13 protein-coding genes and 1 riboswitch are annotated in these 20,420 nt (G+C 65.7%); of the genes, 7 read left to right on the top strand and 6 right to left on the bottom strand.

Annotated elements, in window-relative coordinates; translation table 11 throughout:
* The first annotated feature begins 18 nt into the window (after nucleotides 1-18).
* From AC4D1W_RS12830 to atzF, 4 genes are read left to right on the top strand one after another with little or no spacing between them, the layout of a single operon-like run.
* Entirely contained in the window at nucleotides 19-900 is an 882-nt protein-coding gene (locus AC4D1W_RS12830) for an urea amidolyase associated protein UAAP1 (RefSeq protein ID WP_490898989.1), read from the top strand.
* Nucleotides 897-1,577, top strand: coding sequence for an urea amidolyase associated protein UAAP2 (locus AC4D1W_RS12825; protein ID WP_490898988.1), 681 nt, complete (start codon nucleotides 897-899; stop codon nucleotides 1,575-1,577). The genes AC4D1W_RS12830 and AC4D1W_RS12825 overlap by 4 nt, the downstream gene beginning before the upstream one ends.
* A complete protein-coding gene (uca, locus tag AC4D1W_RS12820) occupies nucleotides 1,574-5,284 on the top strand; it encodes an urea carboxylase (protein WP_490898987.1) in 3,711 nt (1,236 codons plus the stop codon). Before AC4D1W_RS12825 ends, uca begins: the two co-directional genes overlap by 4 nt.
* Nucleotides 5,281-7,044, top strand: coding sequence for an allophanate hydrolase (gene atzF / locus AC4D1W_RS12815; protein WP_490898986.1), 1,764 nt, complete (start codon nucleotides 5,281-5,283; stop codon nucleotides 7,042-7,044). Before uca ends, atzF begins: the two co-directional genes overlap by 4 nt.
* Nucleotides 7,045-7,129: 85 nt before the next feature.
* On the opposite strand, the gene thiC is transcribed toward atzF, so the two are convergent.
* The gene (thiC, locus tag AC4D1W_RS12810; RefSeq protein WP_490898985.1) at nucleotides 7,130-8,854 is read right to left on the bottom strand and encodes a phosphomethylpyrimidine synthase ThiC; all 1,725 of its coding nucleotides are present in this window, start codon (nucleotides 8,852-8,854) and stop codon (nucleotides 7,130-7,132) included.
* Nucleotides 8,847-8,956: riboswitch (TPP riboswitch) on the bottom strand. Its footprint overlaps the gene before it by 8 nt.
* Nucleotides 8,957-9,002: 46 nt before the next feature.
* Nucleotides 9,003-11,186 (bottom strand): alpha-xylosidase, encoded by a 2,184-nt coding sequence (gene yicI / locus AC4D1W_RS12805; protein WP_490898984.1) that lies wholly within the window; start codon nucleotides 11,184-11,186, stop codon nucleotides 9,003-9,005.
* Between the two features lie 109 nt (nucleotides 11,187-11,295).
* Between yicI and AC4D1W_RS12800 the strand changes: the two genes are divergently transcribed.
* The gene (locus AC4D1W_RS12800; protein WP_490898983.1) at nucleotides 11,296-12,303 is read left to right on the top strand and encodes a LacI family DNA-binding transcriptional regulator; all 1,008 of its coding nucleotides are present in this window, start codon (nucleotides 11,296-11,298) and stop codon (nucleotides 12,301-12,303) included.
* Between the two features lie 14 nt (nucleotides 12,304-12,317).
* Here AC4D1W_RS12800 and AC4D1W_RS12795 read toward each other — a convergent pair whose 3' ends face one another.
* The 3 genes from AC4D1W_RS12795 to AC4D1W_RS12785 are packed head-to-tail and all read right to left on the bottom strand — an operon-like array spanning nucleotide 12,318 to nucleotide 15,930.
* Nucleotides 12,318-13,241, bottom strand: coding sequence for a carbohydrate ABC transporter permease (locus AC4D1W_RS12795; protein WP_490891811.1), 924 nt, complete (start codon nucleotides 13,239-13,241; stop codon nucleotides 12,318-12,320).
* On the bottom strand, nucleotides 13,238-14,242 hold the full coding sequence (locus tag AC4D1W_RS12790) for an ABC transporter permease (RefSeq protein ID WP_490898982.1): 1,005 nt from the start codon (nucleotides 14,240-14,242) through the stop codon (nucleotides 13,238-13,240). Before AC4D1W_RS12790 ends, AC4D1W_RS12795 begins: the two co-directional genes overlap by 4 nt.
* 11 nt (nucleotides 14,243-14,253) lie before the next feature.
* A complete protein-coding gene (locus AC4D1W_RS12785; RefSeq protein WP_490898981.1) occupies nucleotides 14,254-15,930 on the bottom strand; it encodes an extracellular solute-binding protein in 1,677 nt (558 codons plus the stop codon).
* A gap of 238 nt (nucleotides 15,931-16,168) precedes the next feature.
* Between AC4D1W_RS12785 and AC4D1W_RS12780 the strand changes: the two genes are divergently transcribed.
* Nucleotides 16,169-18,949 carry a glycoside hydrolase family 3 C-terminal domain-containing protein gene (locus tag AC4D1W_RS12780; protein ID WP_490898980.1) on the top strand — a complete coding sequence of 927 codons (2,781 nt, stop codon included), beginning with the start codon at nucleotides 16,169-16,171 and terminating at the stop codon, nucleotides 18,947-18,949.
* Nucleotides 18,950-18,952: 3 nt separating this feature from the next.
* Here AC4D1W_RS12780 and AC4D1W_RS12775 read toward each other — a convergent pair whose 3' ends face one another.
* Nucleotides 18,953-19,237, bottom strand: coding sequence for a hypothetical protein (locus AC4D1W_RS12775; protein WP_490891817.1), 285 nt, complete (start codon nucleotides 19,235-19,237; stop codon nucleotides 18,953-18,955).
* A gap of 190 nt (nucleotides 19,238-19,427) precedes the next feature.
* On the opposite strand from AC4D1W_RS12775, the gene AC4D1W_RS12770 reads away from it, so the two are divergent.
* Nucleotides 19,428-20,369 carry a type IV toxin-antitoxin system AbiEi family antitoxin domain-containing protein gene (locus AC4D1W_RS12770; protein ID WP_490898979.1) on the top strand — a complete coding sequence of 314 codons (942 nt, stop codon included), beginning with the start codon at nucleotides 19,428-19,430 and terminating at the stop codon, nucleotides 20,367-20,369.
* Nucleotides 20,370-20,420 lie beyond the last annotated feature (51 nt).

Below are 20,420 nucleotides of genomic sequence, written 5' to 3'. Positions count from 1 at the left end.
ACCACTTACAGGATTGATATGACACAGACAGTAGAAACCGCACCGACCGGCACGGCCACCACGGCCGGTGCCCGCGCGCACGCCCGCAGCCAGCACGGACGCTCCGCCGACACCATGCGCCATGTTCCCGCTGCTTCCGCACCTGAGGATTTGACCGCCGGGCTGCCCGACGGCGGCCGCCACCGCCTGGTCTGGAGCGAATCCCTTGCCTTCGGCCGCTACACCACCCTCCCGCTGGCACGCGGGACACGTGTGAGGATCACGGACACAAGCGGGGACGCCTGCGTGCACAGCCTCCTCTACCGGGCGGGAGCAATGCATGAGCGCCTGAACATTGCGGACACAGTGAAGGTTCCGTGGCAGGCGTATCCGACACTCGGCCACCCCCTGCTGTCCGACGCGGGGCGCCTGATGTCCACCATTGTGGCGGATACCTCTTCCAGCCACGACGCCCTCACCGGCGCCACCACCGTGGCAGGCAACACCGCCCGGTACGGTACGGGCAGTGCGCACAGTGCATCACCGGCAGCCCGTGAGCTTCTCACCCTGGGGGCACTCAAGTGTGGTCTCGGCCCCCGGGACGTGGCGCCGTCGTTGTCTTTCTTCAAGGGCATCACCGTTGACCCAGCCGGCACTATCGCGTTCACCGGAAGCGCCGGTCCCGGTGCTTCGGTGGACCTGCTGCTCCAAATGGACGCCGTGCTGGTGCTGGCCAATACTGCGCACCCGCTGGACCCGCGGCCGCGCTTCACCGGCACCGCCGTCGACATTCTCGCCTGGAGCGCGCCCGAGGACCTCGACGCGTTGGCTGAGGGGCAGCTCGCCGGTCCGCTCTCACCGGAACACCTCCAGGCGCTGAACAACACCGAACACGACCTCACAGCAAGGAACGCCCGATGAACCCCGTCACGGAAATCCAGGAAACCAAGCCGGAAGCCGGCAGCACCGCCCTTGTACCGGGCGCAGTCGTCCTCGATGAGTTCGTCGAGGCCCGCGGTCCCTGGTCTGCGGTGGTCAGGGCAGGCGATGTGCTGACGATCGTTGACCTGGAGGGAAACCAGGCCGTGGATTGCCTGCTCTACGCCGCCGGAGATACCTCAGTACGCTACTCCGCAGCAACAACCATCGCCGCACAGCAGTCCATCGTCCTCACCACCGGATCAGTGCTCCGCGCCGACACCGGTGCGGCACTGATGACGGTGGTTGCCGATGAGGTGGGCGTGCACGACACCATCGGCGGGGCCTGCTCGCAGGAGTCGAACACCCTTCGCTACGGCCAGCACACCCGCGAGCAGCACGCCTGCGTCGAAAACTTCCTCATTGAAGGCTCCCGCTGGGGGCTCGGTAAACGGGACCTGGTCTCCAACATCAACTGGTTCATGAACGTGCCGGTGGACCCTGACGGCGCTCTCGGGATCGTTGACGGGCTGTCTGCTCCGGGCAAGCGCGTGGCACTCCGGGCAGAAGAGGACACCCTGGTCCTCGTTTCGAACTGTCCGCAGATCAACAACCCGTGCAACGGCTTCAACCCAACTCCCGTCCGAATGATAATCACCCGTCCGGAGGTTTCACAGTGACCCGCTTCGACACCCTGCTGGTCGCCAACCGCGGCGAGATCGCCTGCCGGATCATCGAGTCGGCAGGCGATCTCGGACTGCGCACCATTGCCGTCTTCTCAGAAGCCGACCGCGGCGCGCGCCACGTGCAACTCGCGGACGAGGCTGTCCTCCTGGGCCCGGCCCCCGCCAAGGACTCGTACCTTCGGGTGGACGCACTGCTGGCTGCCGCCGCTTCAACCGGGGCCGGCGCCATCCACCCCGGCTACGGCTTTCTCTCCGAGGATGCAGACTTCGCTGAGGCCGTGGAGCGCGCGGGCCTGGTCTTTGTGGGACCCACTGCTGAACAACTGCGAATTTTCGGCACCAAGCACACCGCGCGCGACGCCGCACGTGAGGCAGGCGTACCCATGATCGCCGGGTCCGGACTGCTGCCCGACGTCGATGCGGCCCTGACAGCCGGAGCAAACATCGGCTACCCGCTGATGCTCAAGGCAACCGGCGGCGGCGGCGGGATCGGAATGACAATCTGCCGCAACGAACACGAACTCGCCGAGAACTTCCCCCGCGTCGCCCGCATGGCCAGCGCCAGCTTCGGCACCGCAGGCATCTTCGCCGAACGCTACGTCGAGAACGCGCGGCACGTGGAGGTGCAGATCTTCGGTGACGGGAAAGGCCGGGTAGTCAGCCTGGGGGACCGTGACTGCTCCCTGCAGCGCAGGCACCAGAAGGTTCTGGAGGAAGCACCCGCACCCGATCTGGCGGATGATCTGCGCGAGGAACTGCATCGCAGCTCACGCGCGCTCTGCGCCTCCCTGAAGTACCGCTCCGCCGGAACTGTGGAATTCGTCTACGATCCGGTCCGCGGGGAAGCGTCCTTCCTGGAGGTCAACGCCCGGCTCCAGGTGGAGCACCCGGTCACCGAGGCCGTCACGGGAGTGGACCTCGTCGAATGGATGCTTCGCCTGGCCCAGGGCGGCGAGGACGCCGCCGCCGTCCTCGCAGACATGCCCGACAGTGTGCCCGTGTCCGGCGCAGCAGTCGAGGCTCGCCTCTACGCCGAGGATCCCGCCCGGGGTTTCCAGCCCAGCGCCGGAACCGTTACCAATGCCGTCTATCCCGACGCCTCAAGCGCTCGCGTTGATGCCTGGGTAGAGACGGGCAGCGAGGTCTCCACCAATTACGACCCCCTGCTGGCAAAGATCATTACAGCTGGAGCCAGCCGTGACGAGGCCTTCGACCGGCTGGCTGCGGCTCTGAGCGTGACACGCATTGACGGCATCGAAACCAACCTCGGCATGCTTCGCGCAGTCAGCGGCCTCGACGTCGTCCGCAGCGTCCTGCACTCGACGAGCACGCTCGACAGCGTCGGTGATCCCGAGCCCCGGATAACAGTGGAACGGCCCGGCCTGCAGACCACCGTCCAGGACTGGCCTGGACGCACCGGACTCTGGCAGGTGGGCGTCCCACCGAGCGGTCCCATGGATGACCTGTCCTTCCGCCTCGGCAACGTGGCGCTTGGCAATCCGGAAGGTACTGCGGGCCTGGAATTCACCATGGCAGGCCCCAGGCTGCACTTCACCCATAACACCACCGTGTGCGTGGTGGGTGCCGATGTCCTCGTTAGCGTGGACGGCAAAGCTGCACCCGCCTGGGAGCCGCTCACCGTACCGGCGGGCGGAACACTCGACGTCGGTACCGCCGACGGTGCCGGCCTCCGCGGGTACATCCTGTTCGAGGGAGGCCTGGACATCCCCGAATATCTCGGCAGCGCGTCCACGTTCACACTGGGACAGTTCGGCGGCCACGCCGGCAGGGCGCTGCGCACGGGCGACGTGCTCCGCGCGGTCCCGACCGAGCCGGTTGCCGGGGAGGTCGCGCGGCCGCACGGTCCGGTTCCACTCGATTCCCGCCCGGTCCTCACTACCGACTGGGAACTCACCGTGGTCGAGGGACCACACGGAGCCCCGGAGTTCTTCCAGCGCGAAGACATCGAGGAGCTTTACTCAGCCAAGTACGAGGTGCACTTCAACTCTGCCCGCACGGGCGTCCGGCTGATCGGACCGAAGCCGCGCTGGGCCCGGAACGACGGCGGCGAAGCGGGTCTCCATCCCTCCAATATCCACGACACCGCCTACTCGGTGGGAGCCCTGGACTTCACCGGTGACACCCCGATCCTGCTTGGGCCCGATGGGCCGAGTCTGGGCGGGTTCGTCTGCCCCGTCACCGTGGTGGCGGCAGACCGCTGGAAGCTCGGCCAACTACGGCCCGGCGACAGGGTCCGGTTTGTGCCCGTCCAGGTGAGTCAAACAGCCTCCATCAAGGATCTTGGACCCGGCCGGCAGCTGATCCTGCCCGGTGATGTGGCCTGGGCAACCAATGGGAACAGTGCCGCTACGGGACGGGGCGACGGCGACGACGGCGTACTCGGCCGGGTGCCGGAAAATACCGGACGGCCTGCAGTCACCTACCGTCGCTCCGGCGACGACAATCTCCTGGTCGAGTTCGGCGACATGGTCCTGGACCTCGGTCTGCGGGCACGTGTCCATGCCCTTCACCAGCACATCGCCGGGTTACAGCTGCCCGGCATCGTGGACCTGACTCCGGGTATCCGTTCCCTGCAGATCAAGGTTGATCCGTCCGTCCTGCCCACCCGCCGCTTGCTGGGCCTGGTGCAGGAAATTGAGCAGGCCCTGCCCGCGAGTTCGGAGCTGGTGGTGCCCAGCCGTTCGGTCCGCCTGCCATTGTCATGGGACGACCCAGCCACCCGCGAGGCGATCGAACGCTACATGGCCGGCGTTCGCGACGACGCCCCCTGGTGCCCGTGGAACATCGAGTTCATCCGGCGGATCAACGGGCTGGAGTCGGTGAATGAGGTGTTCGATACCGTCTTCAATGCCGAGTACCTGGTCCTCGGACTGGGTGATGTGTACCTCGGCGCACCCGTGGCCACACCGCTGGATCCGCGGCACCGCCTGGTGACCACGAAGTACAACCCGGCGCGGACCTGGACCCCCGAAAACGCAGTAGGAATCGGTGGCGCCTACATGTGCATCTACGGCATGGAAGGCCCCGGCGGCTACCAGTTCGTGGGACGCACCACCCAGGTGTGGTCCCGCTATGCCGATTCCGCGCCGTTCGAACCGGGTTCCCCCTGGCTGTTGCGATTTTTCGACCGCATCTCCTGGTATCCGGTAAGCCCTGAGGAGCTGCTGGACCTGCGCGCGGATATGGCAGCCGGCAGGGGAAGCGGCGTCGAGATAGAGGACGGCACCTTCTCCCTCGCCGAGCACGAGCTGTTCCTCGAGGAGAACCGCGCCTCCATCGCGGCGTTCCGTTCCCAGCAGGCGGCCGCGTTCGCAGGGGAACGGCAAGCCTGGGCCGATGCCGGCGAGTTCGACCGCGCAGACGCTGCCGCCGTCGTCGTACCCGCCACGGATGACGTGGTGGTTCCTGACGGGGGGTCCCTGGTCTCCGCGCCGTTCGCGGCGAGTGTATGGAAGGTGGATGTGGAAGTCGGCGAGCGGGTGGTCCGCGGCCAGACCCTGGTCTCCCTCGAGGCGATGAAGATGGAAACCGCACTGACCGCCCCTGACGACGGGGTGGTAGTCAGCGTCCTTTCCGCGGCGGGAGCGCAGGTAGTAGCCGGCGAGGCCGTGGTGGTCCTGGGCAGCGCTCAGGACGCCGACGTCGAAGGCGACAGGGAACTTGAAGGAGTAACAGCATGAGCGCCATAACAACCACGACGACGGCCGCCACCGAGCGGGTCCGCGCAGCTCTTGCCGCAGTGGAGGCCGTGCAGCGGCCCGAGATCTGGATTGCGCTACGGGACGGCGACGAGTTGCTGGCGGAGGCTGCCGCGGTCGACACGGCTGTGGCGGCCGGCGAGGAACTGCCTTTGGCGGGCCTGCTCCTGGCGGTGAAGAACAACGTGGACGTCCAGGGCATATCCACCACCGCGGCGTGCCCTGGTTTCGGCTACCTGCCCGAAGCCGATGCCCCCGCTGTAGCCCGGCTGAAGGCGGGAGGAGCGATCGTCCTCGGGGTCACCAACCTGGACCAGTTCGCCACCGGGCTTGTCGGCACACGGAGCCCGCACGGAGTCGTCCGCGATTCGCGGCGCCCGGACCGGATCTCCGGCGGTTCCAGTTCCGGTTCGGCAGTGGCTGTGGCACTGGGCCTGGCGGACATTGCGATCGGCACCGACACCGCCGGTTCCGGCCGGGTGCCCGCAGGGCTTCAGGGGATCGTGGGCATCAAGCCGACGTTGAATGTCGTCTCTACTGACGGCGTCGTACCGGCATGCCGTTCCTGGGACGCAGTCACGATCTTCGCGCGGGAACTGACCACCGCCGAACTGGCCATGGGCGTGATGGCAGGGAGTGCACGGCCCTGGCCGGCGGATATCCGGCTGGCAGCACCAAGCGCGCCGCGGGTTGCTTATCCGGCGCGGCTGCCGGAGCTGCCCGAGGCCTGGGCTGACGAGTTCGGGCGCCGGATCACCCGGCTTGAGGATGAGGGCGTGGTTGCCGAAGCGATCGAGTTCGACGTCTTCCTCGAAGCCGCGCGCCTGCTGTACGACGGCGGCCTGGTGGCCGAGCGGTATGCGGCCGTCGGTGAGTTCGTGAAAACGGCCTCGGGTCTATCCGGGAACCCGGAAGGTCTGGACCCAACCGTGGGCGGAATCATCGGCAGGGCCGGTGACGTGCCTGCCCACCGGTATGTCGCAGACACGGCAAGGCTGGAGAGGCTGAGGACGCAGGCGATGGAACTGCTCGACGGGTTCGATGCGCTGATTGTTCCCACGGCACCGTTCCACCCGACGCTGGCCGAGGTGGCCGCGGATCCCGTGGGGGTCAACTCGCGGATGGGGACGTATACGAACTTCTGCAACCTGTTCGATCTGTGTGCGGTCGCCGTGCCGGCCGGGGAGGTGGAAGGTTCCCAGTTCGGCCTGACGGTGGTGGGACGTACCTTTGACGACGCCGTGGTGGCGGACATCGCACGCAGGATCGAGGACACGCCGACTTCGCCGGCACTGTTCGCCGATGGTGCGGCGGTCCGTCTGACGGCACCCGGCACGCCTTGGCCCCTGGCTGCAGGAGCGACGGCGGTACCCCTCGTTGTGGTCGGTGCGCATCGCCTGGGCCAGCCGCTTGCACGGGAACTGGAAGCCCTCGGAGCGTTCTGGGATGGGCCCGTGCGAACCGCTGCCCGGTACCGGATGGTGTCCCTGGATACCCAGCCCCCGAAGCCGGGGGTTTACCGGTCGGAGGACGGAGCTGAGCTCGTCGGTGAGCGCTGGCTGCTCTCGGAGGCGGCGCTGGGCCGGTTCCTAGCGGCCCTGCCCGAGCCGATGCTGCTCGGTTCGGTGCGGCTGCAGGATGGTTCTTCCGCAGTTGGATTCGCCTGTGATGCGGTTGCCGCCGCTCAGGGCGCCGACATCACCCACCACGGAGACTGGCTGGCAGTGCGGCAGGAAGCCTAGTACTTCCGCAGATCCCAGGCGCCGTATCATGGAGCGGCCGGTTCCCCGAAGGGAACCGGCCGCCGTCGTCCGTTGAATGATGCTCCTATGAGTGAGGCAGGGCCGGAGCCGGGAGGTAGACCTTGCTGCCGGCGGCACGGAATTCGGCTGATTTGCCCGCCATGCCCGCTATGGCTTCCTGCGCGGACACTCCACCGAACTGGTCACGGATGTCCTGGGAGATGCGCATGGAGCAGAACTTCGGACCGCACATCGAGCAGAAGTGGGCGGTCTTCGCCGGCTCGGCGGGGAGCGTTTCATCGTGGAATTCCTCGGCGGTGTCCGGGTCGAGGGAAAGCGCGAACTGGTCGCGCCAGCGGAACTCGAACCGGGCCTTCGACAGCGCGTCGTCCCGCTCCGATGCGCCGGGATGGCCCTTGGCCAGGTCAGCGGCGTGGGCGGCGATCTTGTAGGTGATCACGCCGGTCTTCACGTCGTCCCTGTTGGGCAGGCCGAGGTGTTCCTTCGGGGTGACATAGCAGAGCATCGCCGTGCCGTAGCGGGCGATCTCGGTGGCCCCGATGGCTGAAGTGATGTGGTCGTAGCCGGGTGCGACGTCGGTGACCAGCGGGCCCAGCGTGTAGAACGGGGCGCCGTGGCATAGTTCCTGCTGTCGTTCCACGTTCTCCCGTACCAGCTGGAAAGGGATGTGGCCCGGGCCTTCGACCATCACCTGGACGTCGTACTTCCAGGCCCGCTCCGTCAATTCCGCGAGCGTGTCCAGCTCGGCGAACTGGGCGGCGTCATTCGCGTCGGCGATGGAACCGGGGCGCAGCCCGTCCCCGAGCGAAAACGCGACGTCATAGCGGGCGAAGATCTCGCACAGCTCGTCGAAGTGGGTGTACAGGAAGTTCTCGCGGTGATGGGCAAGGCACCAGCCGGCCATGATGGAGCCGCCGCGGGACACAATGCCGGTGACCTGCTCCGCAGTAAGCGGGACGTAGCGCAGCAGGACGCCGGCGTGGATGGTCATGTAGTCCACACCCTGCTCGCACTGCTCGATGACGGTGTCGCGGAAGATTTCCCAGGTCAGCTCATTGGCCTCGCCGTTGACCTTCTCCAGCGCCTGGTAGATCGGAACAGTGCCGATCGGCACGGGCGAGTTGCGGATGATCCATTCCCGGGTGGTGTGGATGTCGTCGCCGGTGGACAGGTCCATGACGGTGTCCGCTCCCCACCGGGTGGCCCACTGCATCTTGCTGACCTCCTCGGCGATGGAGCTGGTCACCGCGGAGTTGCCGATGTTGGCGTTGATCTTCACGAGGAACGCCTTGCCGATGATCATGGGCTCGGACTCGGGATGGTTGATGTTGTTCGGGATGATCGCCCGTCCGGCGGCAAGCTCGCTACGGACCAGTTCGACGTCGCAGTTCTCCCGCAGCGCGACGAACCGCATCTCCTCCGTGATGACGCCGTTCCGTGCGTAGTGCATCTGGGTCACCGTTTGGCCTTCACGGGAGCGCAGCGGTACCGATTGCTCACCCTGCCACTCCTGGGAGGCGCGGCCGCGACGCACTGCGGACTTGCCGTCGTCGTGCAGGTTTCTCTCCCTGCCGCGGTAGGGCTGTGCGTCACCGCGGCCCTGGATCCAGTGCCGCCGCAGCGGAGGCAGGCCGCGGACCGGGTCGCTGCCCGGGCCTGCCGTGCGGTACACGCGCAGAGGCGGGTTCGCGGTCCCGTCGGGGGAGGGGGAGAGGCTTATCTCGGTGACTGGAACAGCGAGATCGTGTTCCAGATCGCGGACATAGGCGATCGAATGTGAATTACTCAAGGTTCCTACTTCCTTCGCCGGAATTACCCGGACAGGTTCGACGGTCGCAGGCTGCATCAGCCCGATCTCAGCCCCTGCAATGGGGCACCCGTGTGGATGCTGTAGACCCTAGCACCCGACCTGCGGAAAGAAAGGATTCTCCTTTCCCTTACGAACCCACGACGACGGCGCTCACCTCGCCCCGCGCAACTGCCACCTCGTAGGAGGTCAAGGAACCGTCGGGGGAAGGCACCTGAACAGTGCTCCGATGCCCCTCCCCAACTGCGAACGCCCTGAACTCGACGTTGCTTGCCCAGTTGTAGTCCGGCCGGGTTGAGACCGTGCCCATCGGCAGCACCGTTCCGGGCCGAACGAATACCGGAGCCTCCAGAACCGGAAAGAACCGGCTGTGCCACCGAGGACCCTCCAGGGTTTCGCCGGTTTCGAGGTGGGTCCACGTTCCCTCGGGGAGGTAGAAGGAGTGCTCGCCGTCGGCCTCCAGCACCGGCGCAACCAGGAGGCTGCTTCCGAGCATGTACTGCCGGTCCAGGTGGGCGCATCCCGGATCGTCAGGGAATTCAAGGAACATCGGGCGCATCAGCGGGGTGCCCGATGAGTACGCCTCTTCCGCGGCACCGGCCAGGTAGGGCATCAGGCGCATCTTCAGTTCCGTGAAATGGCGCAGCACGTCCACCGACTCTTCATCGACCAGCCAGGGCACCCGGTAGGAGTTGGATCCGTGCAGGCGCGAGTGCGAGGACAGCAGCCCGAACGCTATCCATCGCTTGAAGATCTCCGGCTGCGGGGTGCCCTCGAATCCGCCGATGTCATGGCTCCAGAACGCGAAGCCCGAGGACGCGAGGGACAACCCGCCGCGCAGGGATTCGGACATTGCGGCGAACGTGGATTCACAGTCCCCGCCCCAGTGCACGGGAAGTTTCTGTCCGCCCGTGGTCGCGGACCTGGCAAACAGGACCGCTTCGCCGACACCCAGCTCCTTCTCGAGGAGCTCGAACACCGCTTCGTTGTACAGCTGCGTGTAGTAGTTGTGCATCCGCTGCGGATCCGAGCCGTCATGCCAGACGACGTCGGTGGGGATGCGCTCGCCGAAGTCGGTCTTGAAGGAGTCAACTCCCTGCCCGAGCAGCACCCGCAGCTTGTCCTGGTACCAGAGGACTGCATCGGGATTGGTGAAGTCCACCAGGGCCATGCCGGCCTGCCAGAGATCCCACTGCCACACCGACCCGTCAGCCCTGCGCACCAGGTAGCCGAGCTCCTGCCCCTCCCGGAACAGGTGGGAACGCTGCGCAATGTACGGATTGATCCACACGCAGACTTTCAGGCCGCGTTCGTGCAGCCGCCGCAGCATGCCCTCCGGATCGGGGAAGGTGGCCGGGTCCCAGACGAAGTCGCTCCAGTGGAACGCCCGCATCCAGTGGCAGTCGAAATGGAAGACGGAGAGCGGCAGGTTCCGCTCGGCCATCCCGTCGATGAAGGACATCACGGTCTTCTCGTCATAGTCCGTGGTGAACGAGGTGGAAAGCCACAAACCGTAGGACCACGCGGGGATACGTGCGGGCCTGCCGGTCAGCTCGGTGTACCGGCGCAGAATCTTCTTCGGGGAGGGCCCGTAAATAACGAAGTACTGGAGTTTCTGGCCCTCAACGCTGAACTGCGCCCGTGAGACGACCTCGGACCCGATTTCGAACGAGACGCGCTCCGGGTGGTTCACGAACACCCCGTACCCGGAGTTGGTCAGGAAGAACGGCACGTTCTTGTAGGCGAGGTCGCTCGAAGTTCCACCGTCCTCATTCCACACATCCACCGACTGGCCGTTCTTCACGAACGCCCCGAAGCGCTCGCCGAGGCCATACACATTGGTACCGACGCCGAGGGCGAGCTGCTCGTGCACAAAGAAGCGTCCGGCGTCGTCGGTAATGAAACCGACGCTGCGCGGCACCGAACTGGTCAGGTGCCTGCCCTCACCGGTGAAGTCAACCGTCCAGTCGCCGGTGAGACTGACAGACGCGGTCAGCGCGCCCGAGGTGAGGGTCGCGTGTGTTTCACCGACCGACACGTCGACGGCGGGGTGCGCTTCCTGTACATCGAACCGGGGACCGGGGTCGAGTGTCCCCTGGAAGTGCTCGATGGTCACGCCGATGACGCCCTCAAGCGGTGACGTGAAGGAAACCGTTAGTTGCGGGCAGTTCAACGCATCGCCGCGCGCATTGATCTGCCGGGTCGGTGCATAGACTTCCAGGCCCGAATCGGTGGCAACGACGTCGGAAATGTCCCGCGGGTGCAGGGCCGTCAGCCCCTTGCGGTACATCCAGTAACCGTCAGTGAATTTCATGCTGTTCCTCTATTTCGTGCGTGAAAGTGTGCGGGTGAGTGTCGAAGCGCTTCTGCACTCACACGTTGGTTTCCTCGATGGATAGGGATCGAACGGTGTCGAAGATAGGATGGGAGCTGTGGCCACCATGAATGACGTCGCCCGGGAAGCCGGAGTATCGCTGAGCACCGTCTCCTATGTGCTGAGCGGCAAACGGACCATCTCGGAGGAGACACGGCTGGCCGTCCAGAACGCCATCCGGAAGCTGAACTACAGCCCGCACTCCGGAGCGCGGGCGCTCGCTTCCAACCGGTCCAACGTGCTGGGGCTGATGGCACCGCTGCGCGCTGACGTGAACGTCAGCGTCATCATGCAGTTCGTCGCCGCTGTTGTCACCACCGCGCGCACCTACAACCAGGACGTCCTCCTCCTGACCCAGGACGACGCCGGTGGGCTGGAACGCGTCACGTCGCAGTCGATGGTGGACGGGCTTCTCATGATGGACATCGAGGCCCGAGACCCCCGCATCCCGCTTCTGGCGAAGCTGCGCAAGCCCGCGGTGCTGATCGGCTTGCCCGACGATCCGCAGGGGCTCAGCTGCGTCGATTTCGATTTCGCCGGCGCCTCCCGCACCGCCGTGCGGCACCTGGTCGATCTGAACCACCGCAGTATCGGCTTCATCGGGTCCCCGCAGGCCTCCCTTGAGCGCCACGCGACCTACGCGGACCGCGCCAGGAAGGGATTCACTGAGGCCTGCGATGCCGCCGGCGCGGACTCTGTGCTGCGCGCCTGCGAAGCCTCCATGCCGGCCCTCGCGGAGGCGCTCAACGCAGTGCTCGACGGCGATGCCCCGGTCACGGCTCTCGTGGTCCATAACGAGGGGCTGCTGCCGCTGCTGCACGAGGCGCTGGCAGCACGAGGTCTGCGTATTCCCGAGGACATCTCCGTGGTGGTGATCGCCCCCGAGGATGTGGCCCTTGCTGCGGTCAGACCGTGGACCGCGGTGTCCATCCCCGCGCACGACATCGGCCGTGCCGCCGTCGAAATGGTCATGGACCGGCTCAACTCGGACAAGCCCGTGGAGGTCCGGCTGATCGTTCCCAGCCTGGCGCAGCGCGAGACCACAAGCGCCCGCTGACCCTGACGTCTCCGTCATCCCTTCACCGCGCCGATCATGACGCCCTTGGTGAAGTGCTTCTGCACGAGCGGATAGACGAGGAGAATGGGCACCATCGCGATCACAATGACGGCCATCTGCAGCGCGAGCGAGGGTGCTACGCCCTGGCCGAGGTCAATCTGCCCCGGCACGGATACGCCCTGCAGCACATAGGAGCGCAGGACCACCTGCAGCGGGTTCTTGGCGCTGTCATTGATGTAGAGCACCGCGTTGAAGAAGGCATTCCAGTAGCCGACGCCGTAGAACAGCGCGATCACGGCGGTCACCGCTTTCGACATGGGAAGTACGATCTGGGCCAGGATGCGCCACTCGCTCGCCCCGTCGATGCGCGCGCTATCCAGAATCCCGCGGTCGATGCCCATGAAGAATCCGCGCAGGATGATGATGTTGAAGACCGACACCGCGCTCGGCAGGATCAGCGCCCAGTAGGAGTTGATGAGTCCCAGCCCTGAGACCAGGAGGTAGGACGGGATCATGCCCGCGCTGAAGAACATGGTGATCAGCAGGGTGAACAGCAGCGGCGTGTGGGCGAAGGAGCCGGGCCGTGAGAGGCCGTAGGCGCACAGGATCGACACCACCATGCTGAGCAGCGTTCCGACGACGGTGACGCCGACACTCACCATCACGGCGCGCGTTACGACGCCGCCGTTGAGGATCTGGCGGTAGGCGTCGACCGTGATCTCGCCCGGAATGAGGACGAGGCCGCCCGCCTGGGTGATGGTGCCCTGCGAGGAGATGCTGGTGAGCACGATTGTGTAGAGCGGGCCGAGCACCGCGAGCACCACGAGGCACAGCAGCACCGCCTTGCCTGCCTTGGCAGCTATTCCCGGTTCTTCTTCCCATGCCGGTCGTGAAACACCTGTCCGGCGGGCCGGGGCTGGTTTGATGATCGTTGTCATGACTTGGAATACACCCCGTTTTCACCGAAGAGATGTGCCACCTTGTTGGCGGCGAGAATGAGGGCGAGCGAGATGACGCCCTTGATGAGACCGGCGGCAGCCGCGTAGCTCCAGTCGCCGTTCTGGATGCCGGTGTAGTAGACGAAGGTATCGAGCACTTCTGCTGCCTCAGCGCCGACCGCATCGCGCTGCAGTATCAGCTGCTCGAACCCGACCGTCAGCGCGTCGCCGAGGCGGAGGATGAGCAGCAGGACGATAACCGACCGCAGGCCGGGGAGCGTCACGTGCCACATGCGGCGCCAGCGGTTGGCGCCGTCGACGGCCGCAGCCTCGTACTGCTCGGGATCGATCGCTGCCAGGGCGGCGAGGAAGACGATGATGCCCCACCCCGCGTCCTTCCAGACGGCCTGTGAGGTGATGAGGAAGAGGAACGTATCGGGATTTGTCATGATGTCCATGCCGCTCCACCCGTTTGCCCGCAGCATCTGGCTCAGGAGTCCTGCACCGCCCAGCAGCTGCTGGAAAACCGACACCACCAGCACCCATGAGAAGAAGTGCGGGAGGTAGACGATCGCCTGGATGGTGGCCCGCATTGCCGGCTGAAGCAGCGAATTGAGCAGGAGCGCCAGCGCAATCGGGATGGGGAAGAAGAACACCAACTGGAAACCGGTGATCATCAGAGTGTTCCGCACGGCGTTCCAGAAGTCCGGATCCCTGAACACACGCCCGAAGTTCTCGAGGCCTACCCACGGACTGGCCGGGATGCCGATGAACGGCGAGTAGTTCTGGAAGGCGACCACGTTGCCGAACATCGGTATGTAGGCGAAGACAGCCAGGAGAACGACGGCGGGAAGCGCCATGAGAACGAGCGAGCGGTCCCGGCGGAACCGCGTCCGCAGGCCCTGTTTGCGCCGCACCGGCGGCGGGGCAGGCGGGCTTGTGACGCCGTCGTGCGTTTCTGCAGTCCGCTGCCCGTTTTGGGAGAGATTCGTGGTGGTCATGGCGGCGGCGTTTACGCGGTCAGGAAGCCGGCGTAGAACTCGCGGAGTTCCTCGCCGCCGTTCCGCTTCCAGGTCTCTATCTCGGAATCGAGGTCCTTGATGCTCTTGCGGCCGCGGGCGATGTCCTTGGCGAGATCGTCGAACGGCGCGCCCAGTGAACCGTACTGAGGCGGCTCCTGGATCTGCATTCCGAAGAAGACGTCCTCCTGCACAAAGGCTGCCTGCCGTGCTTCCCATTCCGTCTTCGCCTCGACGAAGCCCGGGTACTGGACCTGCGAGTTGACGGCCGGCGGGCTCACGAGGAACTGGTAGGTGCTGGTGACTTCCTCGCGGCCGAGGTCGGTCATCTGCGGGATGTTCTGGTCGTCGCGCTTGAAGTGCTTGCCCTCGACGCCGCTGCTGATGAGGAGGTTCTCTTCCGTCCCGAACGGTGCGGCCATGAAGTTGGCCAGTGCCAGCAGTTCCTCGACCTTCGCGGTGTCCTCGGTCTTCTTGATGAAACTGAAGATGCCGGCGGGCTGGCCGCTGAAGAGGACGGGATCGCCGCCGTCGGGAGAGAAGTAGTCCATGGGCTGCATCTGGAAGTCGGGGTTGGTGGGAAGGACCCGGCCGAGCGCTTCATGCCAACCACCGACGCCGTCGACCGTCATGAGCGTGGCACCCGACTCGAACCGGGACTTCGCCTGCTGCGCGTTGCCTGCGACGGCGTCCGGGTGGACAGCGCCGGACTTGAACAGCTTCACGATCCATTCCAGGGCGGCGCGGTACTCCTCGGTCTCGAACTTGTGCACCAGGGTGCCGTCCACCAGTTTCCACTTGGGGACAACGCCGTGCATGATCTGCGCGCCGTTCCAGACGTCTTCGGATCCCCAGCGGTTCTTCGACGGATCGGTGACTTCCTTCGCGATGGTGATGTATTCCTCGGCAGTCTTCGGCTGCTCCAGTCCCATTTCGTCGAACAGGTCCTTGCGGAAGAAGAACGCGTCGTTGAGCAGTGTGGTTGGCATCGGCAGCCCGTACAGGCCGCCCTCGAAGCAGCTGTACTTCCAGGCTGCCGTCGGAATGTTGGCGAGGTTGGGATACTTTTTGACCTTGTCGCCGGCCAGGTAGGGGGAGAGGTCCGTGAACAGGCCCTTGGCCGCCTGACCGAAGCGCGGCGGGATGTTCCAGGAGGGAATGACCACCCAGTCGGGAACGTCGCGTGGGGAGGCAAGTACGGTCTGGATCTTGTCACCGTATGTGTTGCCGTCATTGGCCTGGAAGTTGATGGTGGCACCGAGACGCTCATTGACGGCCTGGTAGTAGGCGTTGTCCGGCAAGCCGCGGGGAATTGCCCACCACGCCGGAGTCATGGCCGTGTAGGTGCCGCCGCTGCCGGGCGCCTTCGGGACCGACTTGACCAGCTTGGTGGGAATGGTGGTAAAGCCGGGGGTGGACCCGTTGACGCCCGGGATATCGGGCTGGACCAGGTCCATCGGAATGTAGCTGGGCACCAGCTTGGCGACGGCGTCAGCCAGGCCGCCCGCCGTCGTCGCCTGCGGAGCTGACGCGCCGGTACTGCAGGCGGTAAGGAACGTGGGGGAGGCGGCGAAGAAGGCGGCTCCGCCGAGCAGGCCGAGGAAAGACCGCCTGCCCAGCGGTTTGCGGGCGACGCCTTCGAGGCTGGGGCCGTGTGAATTCATTGGCATGGTGCACTTCCTTGTGTCCAGGCGCGCTGGTATGGCGCTTGCGTGGTTTGCAGCAGAAATTGGAGCGCTATGACCATCGAATCAGTCGAAGCGCTTCGATTGTTCCCACGCTAGGGCATCTTCCGGGTTCAGGCAAGAGGGAATTATGTTGCGTATCACAGCGCTTGGTGTCAGCATGGTGGTCGAGAAGCGCTGTGCAAGCGCTTAAACAAACTTCCCCAGCGATCGGAAAATCTTCGTGACCGAAACCCCTTTGGCTACCCGTACCGCCGAAAGCATTCTCGCGACGCTGTCCCCGGCCGAAAAGATCTCCCTGCTCCATCAGCATTCGCCCGCTGTTCCCGACGCCGGCCTGGCGTACTTCCACACGGGCGCAGAGGCGGCGCACGGCGTTGCCTGGCTCGGCGAAGCGACGGTATTCCCGCAGACAGTGGGACTCGCAGCCACCTGGGACGAGGAGCTGCTGCGCCGGGTGGGGCACGCCGTCGGTACGGAGATGCGCGCCAAGAAAGCCTCTGACCCGACGGTGAGCCTGAACGTCTGGGCCCCCGTGGTCAATCCGCTCCGGCACCCGCTCTGGGGCCGGAACGAGGAGGGGTTCTCCGAGGACTCCGGCCTCACCGCCCGGCTGGCGACTGCCTACTGTGAAGGCCTGAAGGGCGATCATGCCGAGCAGTGGCTGACCGTCCCCACCCTGAAGCACTTCCTCGGCTACAACAACGAGCGCGACCGCAACGTCACCTCCAGCCAGCTGCCGCCGCGCGTCCTGCACGAGTACGAGCTTCCCGCCTACCGCCTCCCGATCGAATCGGGTGCAGCGGGCGCCGTCATGCTTTCCTACAACCTGGTCAACGGTCGGCCGGCGCACGTTTCCGACCTGGTGGCCGATCACCTTCGGCAGTGGCGCAATGGGGATTCCCTCGCGATCGTCACCGACGCAGGCGCACCCTCCTCGCTGTTCACGGCGGAGAAGTATTTCGACGACGGCCCCAGTGCCTACGCCGCGGCCCTCCGGGCCGGCGTCGACAGCTTCACGGACGACGGCGACAATCCGGCACCGTCGATCGCCTACCTGGAGGAGGCGCTGGCACGGGGGCTTCTGACCATGAACGATGTCAACGCTGCGGTCCTCCGCCTGCTCATTCTGCGCGAACGTACCGGGGAGTTCCTCGCCGACGGCGGCGTGTACGGATTCATTTCTGCCGACGCGCTGCTGACGGCTGAACACGGCGCGTTGGCCCGCGAGGCCGCGCGCAAGTCCGTGGTGGTTCTCCGGAACGCCCCGGTCGACGGCGGTCCGGTCCTCCCGCTGGGAGATGCGCCGGGTACCGTTGCGGTGATCGGTTCCCTGGGTTCGGACGTGCTCACCGACTGGTACAGCGGATCACTTGTGAACCCCGTCAGCATCGCCGACGGTCTCGCTGAACGGTACGACGCCGTCGTCGCAGAGGAAGCGCTGGACCTCGTCGCGCTTCGCAGCGTAAGAACCAACCGATACCTCAGCGTGCCGGACGGTTCAGCCGCGGTGACGGCTGCCGCCGCCGGTCCTGGAACGGCTGAAACCTTCGCGCTCAAGGACTGGGGAAGCGGCGAATATGCGCTTCGGTCCTCCGCGAATGCGTGCTTCCTTTCCGGGGAGAGCGGGTACCTTCGGGCATCGGCGGAGCGCGTCGGCGGGTGGGTGGTGCAGGAGACCTTCGCACTGCACCGCTCGGCCGATGGGTCGCTTGCCCTGCGGCACATCGCCTCCGGAAAGTGGGTCCGGGTTGAGGAAGGGACAGGCAGCGCCGTCCTTGTCACCGGGTCCGAGCAGGATGCCGACCGGTTCACGCTGAGGACCATCCGGTCCGGAACCGAAGCGGCACGTGCGGCCGCGGCGTCGGCGGAGGTCGCCGTCGTCGTCGTCGGAAATGATCCGCACCTGGGCGGGCGGGAGACGCTGGACCGTTCCACGCTGGACCTGCCGCAGGGTGAGCAGGAGCTGATCCGGGTAGTGCGGGAGGCGAACCCGCGCACGGTGCTGTTGATTGTTTCGTCCTACCCTTATGCGCTCGGCGAGCTCGCGGAGGCGCCGGCGGTCGTGTGGTCCTCCCATGGTGGGCAGGAGCTGGGGCGGGGTGTGGCCGACGTGCTGAGCGGTGACCATGAACCCTCCGGGCGATTGCCGCAGACCTGGTGGGCGCGGGATGCGGACCTGCCTGACATTCTCGACTACGACATCATCGGCGCCCGGTCGACGTATCACTACAGCTCGGCGGAACCGCTTTACCCGTTGGGTCACGGGCTCGGCTACGGCACTGTGCAGTACCAGTCGGCCTCGCTGGCGCCGGATGCCATCGAGGTCGCCGTACGGAATGCCGGCGAACGGGTGCTGCATGAATTGGTGCAGGTGTATGCGACGTCCGACCTGCCCGGGTACCCGCGGCGGAGGCTGGTTGCCCACGCACGGGTCTCCCTGCAACCGGGTGAGCAGACGGTCGTCTCCATCCCGGTAGAGGTGGAGAAGCTTGCGACGTTCAGTCCGGCGGCCGAGCGAATGCTGGTGGAGCCGGGATCGTATTCCTTGCTGGTTGGCGGTTCGGCGGAGGACCTGCCGTTGGCTGTGACCCTCGAGATCGACGGCGAGCGCAGCCCGGCACGGAGTCGTGGAATGTGGATTCGCGCTGAGCTCTTCGAGGAATCAGCCAATGCCCTGCTGGTGCCGGAGACGCCCCTGCAGGGAACCGCCGTAACGGTCGCCGATCCCGCGCTGCTGCGGAGTACGCTGACCTACCGCGGGTGGGAAGGTTCCGCGCCTGAGGCCGTCACGGTGAGAGTTATTCGGAGCGAGGGCGGCGTGCTGCGGATCCGGGTCCCGGGGCCTGGTGGTACCCGGGTCGAGTGGGGTGCTGTGCCGGTAGCCACCGGGTATGTCGGAGACGTGGAGATTCACCTCTCCGGCACTGCCGGTGCCATGCCTCCGGTGGTTCAGGTGGTGCTTGAAGGCTCCGTCACCGTGAGCGAACTCCGAGTGCCCTGACGCCTACCTGTCCTCTGCGGCGGGCCCGTCATTGCGTTCTTCGTTGCGCTCCTGTGCGCGACGCTGAAAGAACCGCCGCGCCGGTCCTGCCCAGGTCAGGAGGAGGATGATCGTGAAGAGGTTGTTCGCGAGTCCGCCGAGCATCTGATACGGAATGATCTGCAGGAGGGCGGTGACCACGAGCACGCCCAGAAGTACGGTCTTGATTACCTTGAGGGCCTCGGCGCTGAGCGGCCGTGGCCACTCGACCATTGCCGTTACTTCTTCATCCCTGTCCGCGCGTTGCATCGGTCCCCTTTCCTTACATTAAGGCTATCGCGCGGATCTGGCCCTTGGGTACGTGTACGCTGCCTCGAATCGGCGAATCTGACGCTATGGGCCACTTCTGGGCGGTGTCGCCTCGTTGCTGTCGGGCGCGTTGTCCACATAACAGAAACGGGCGCCTGATCGGTACCGGGGAGCAACGCACGCTTGACCCATGGAAGAACCTCCCTGGCTGTCGCGCAACGCACTATGGCTTACCCGGATGCTCAGGGAGCGAGGCCTGTCAACTGTCCAGATCAGAGAGCTGACGGCCGCCGGGTCTCTGGTGCGGCTTCGGAGGAGCTGCTATATCCACCACTCCCACTGGAGCGGCCTGTCAGCAGGGCAGCGCGCTACTCGGATGATCTATGCCCACAGGCTGGTGACGGCGGTTGCGGCCGTCGCGGAGAGAACCTACAGCCACACCTCTGCCGCACGATTGCACGGGCTGCACCTGTGGGGCGCCGATTCTCTTATCCATGTCACCCAGCAGGCGGCTCTATCCTCAGCCAGCCAAGCACCCGATGTCAGGACACACCAGGCGCGGCTTTCTGAGTTCGAGGTCACGGAGGCACGCGGCGTGCGGGTCACCTCGCTCGAGCGGACCGTCGTCGACTGCTCCCGGATTCTCCCGCACAGGTCGGGACTGATCGTTGCCGAGCACGGATTGTGGTTGGGCGCGGACAGGGCGGTGATGGAAAAAACGATTGCGGAGCACCCCGGCCACAAGGGGGTCCACAGGGCGCGGAGGGTGCTGGAGGTTGCCAGTTCACTGTCCGAGTCGCCCGGCGAGACCCTTGCACTCCACGCCATGAAAGTCATGCGGCTGCCGATGCCGGAGCAACAACTCGTCGTCCACACGCGCCATGGCCTGCACCGGCTCGACTTCGGATGGCGCGAGCGGAAAGTGGCCCTCGAGTTTGACGGGAAGGCGAAGTACTTCGCTTACAGCCCCACGGAGCAGGCCATCTTCGAGGAGCGACGCCGGGAGAAGGCACTGATGGAGGAGGGGTGGACGTTCCTGCGCGTCGAGTGGAAGGACGTCTTTGATGAGGTGAAGCTCAAAGAACGGGTGCTTCGGGCTTTTGCGCGCGCGGTCGTGCGCCCGGCGGCATAGTGCTTGCCCAAGCTTAGAAGTGGCCCTTAGCGACGAAGACGTTGGTTCGCA

The sequence above is a fragment of the Arthrobacter sp. TJ-170 genome (assembly GCF_058269305.1).
The sequence above is the reverse complement of the archived record's forward strand: the minus strand, read 5'-3'. Positions and strand labels throughout refer to the sequence as shown.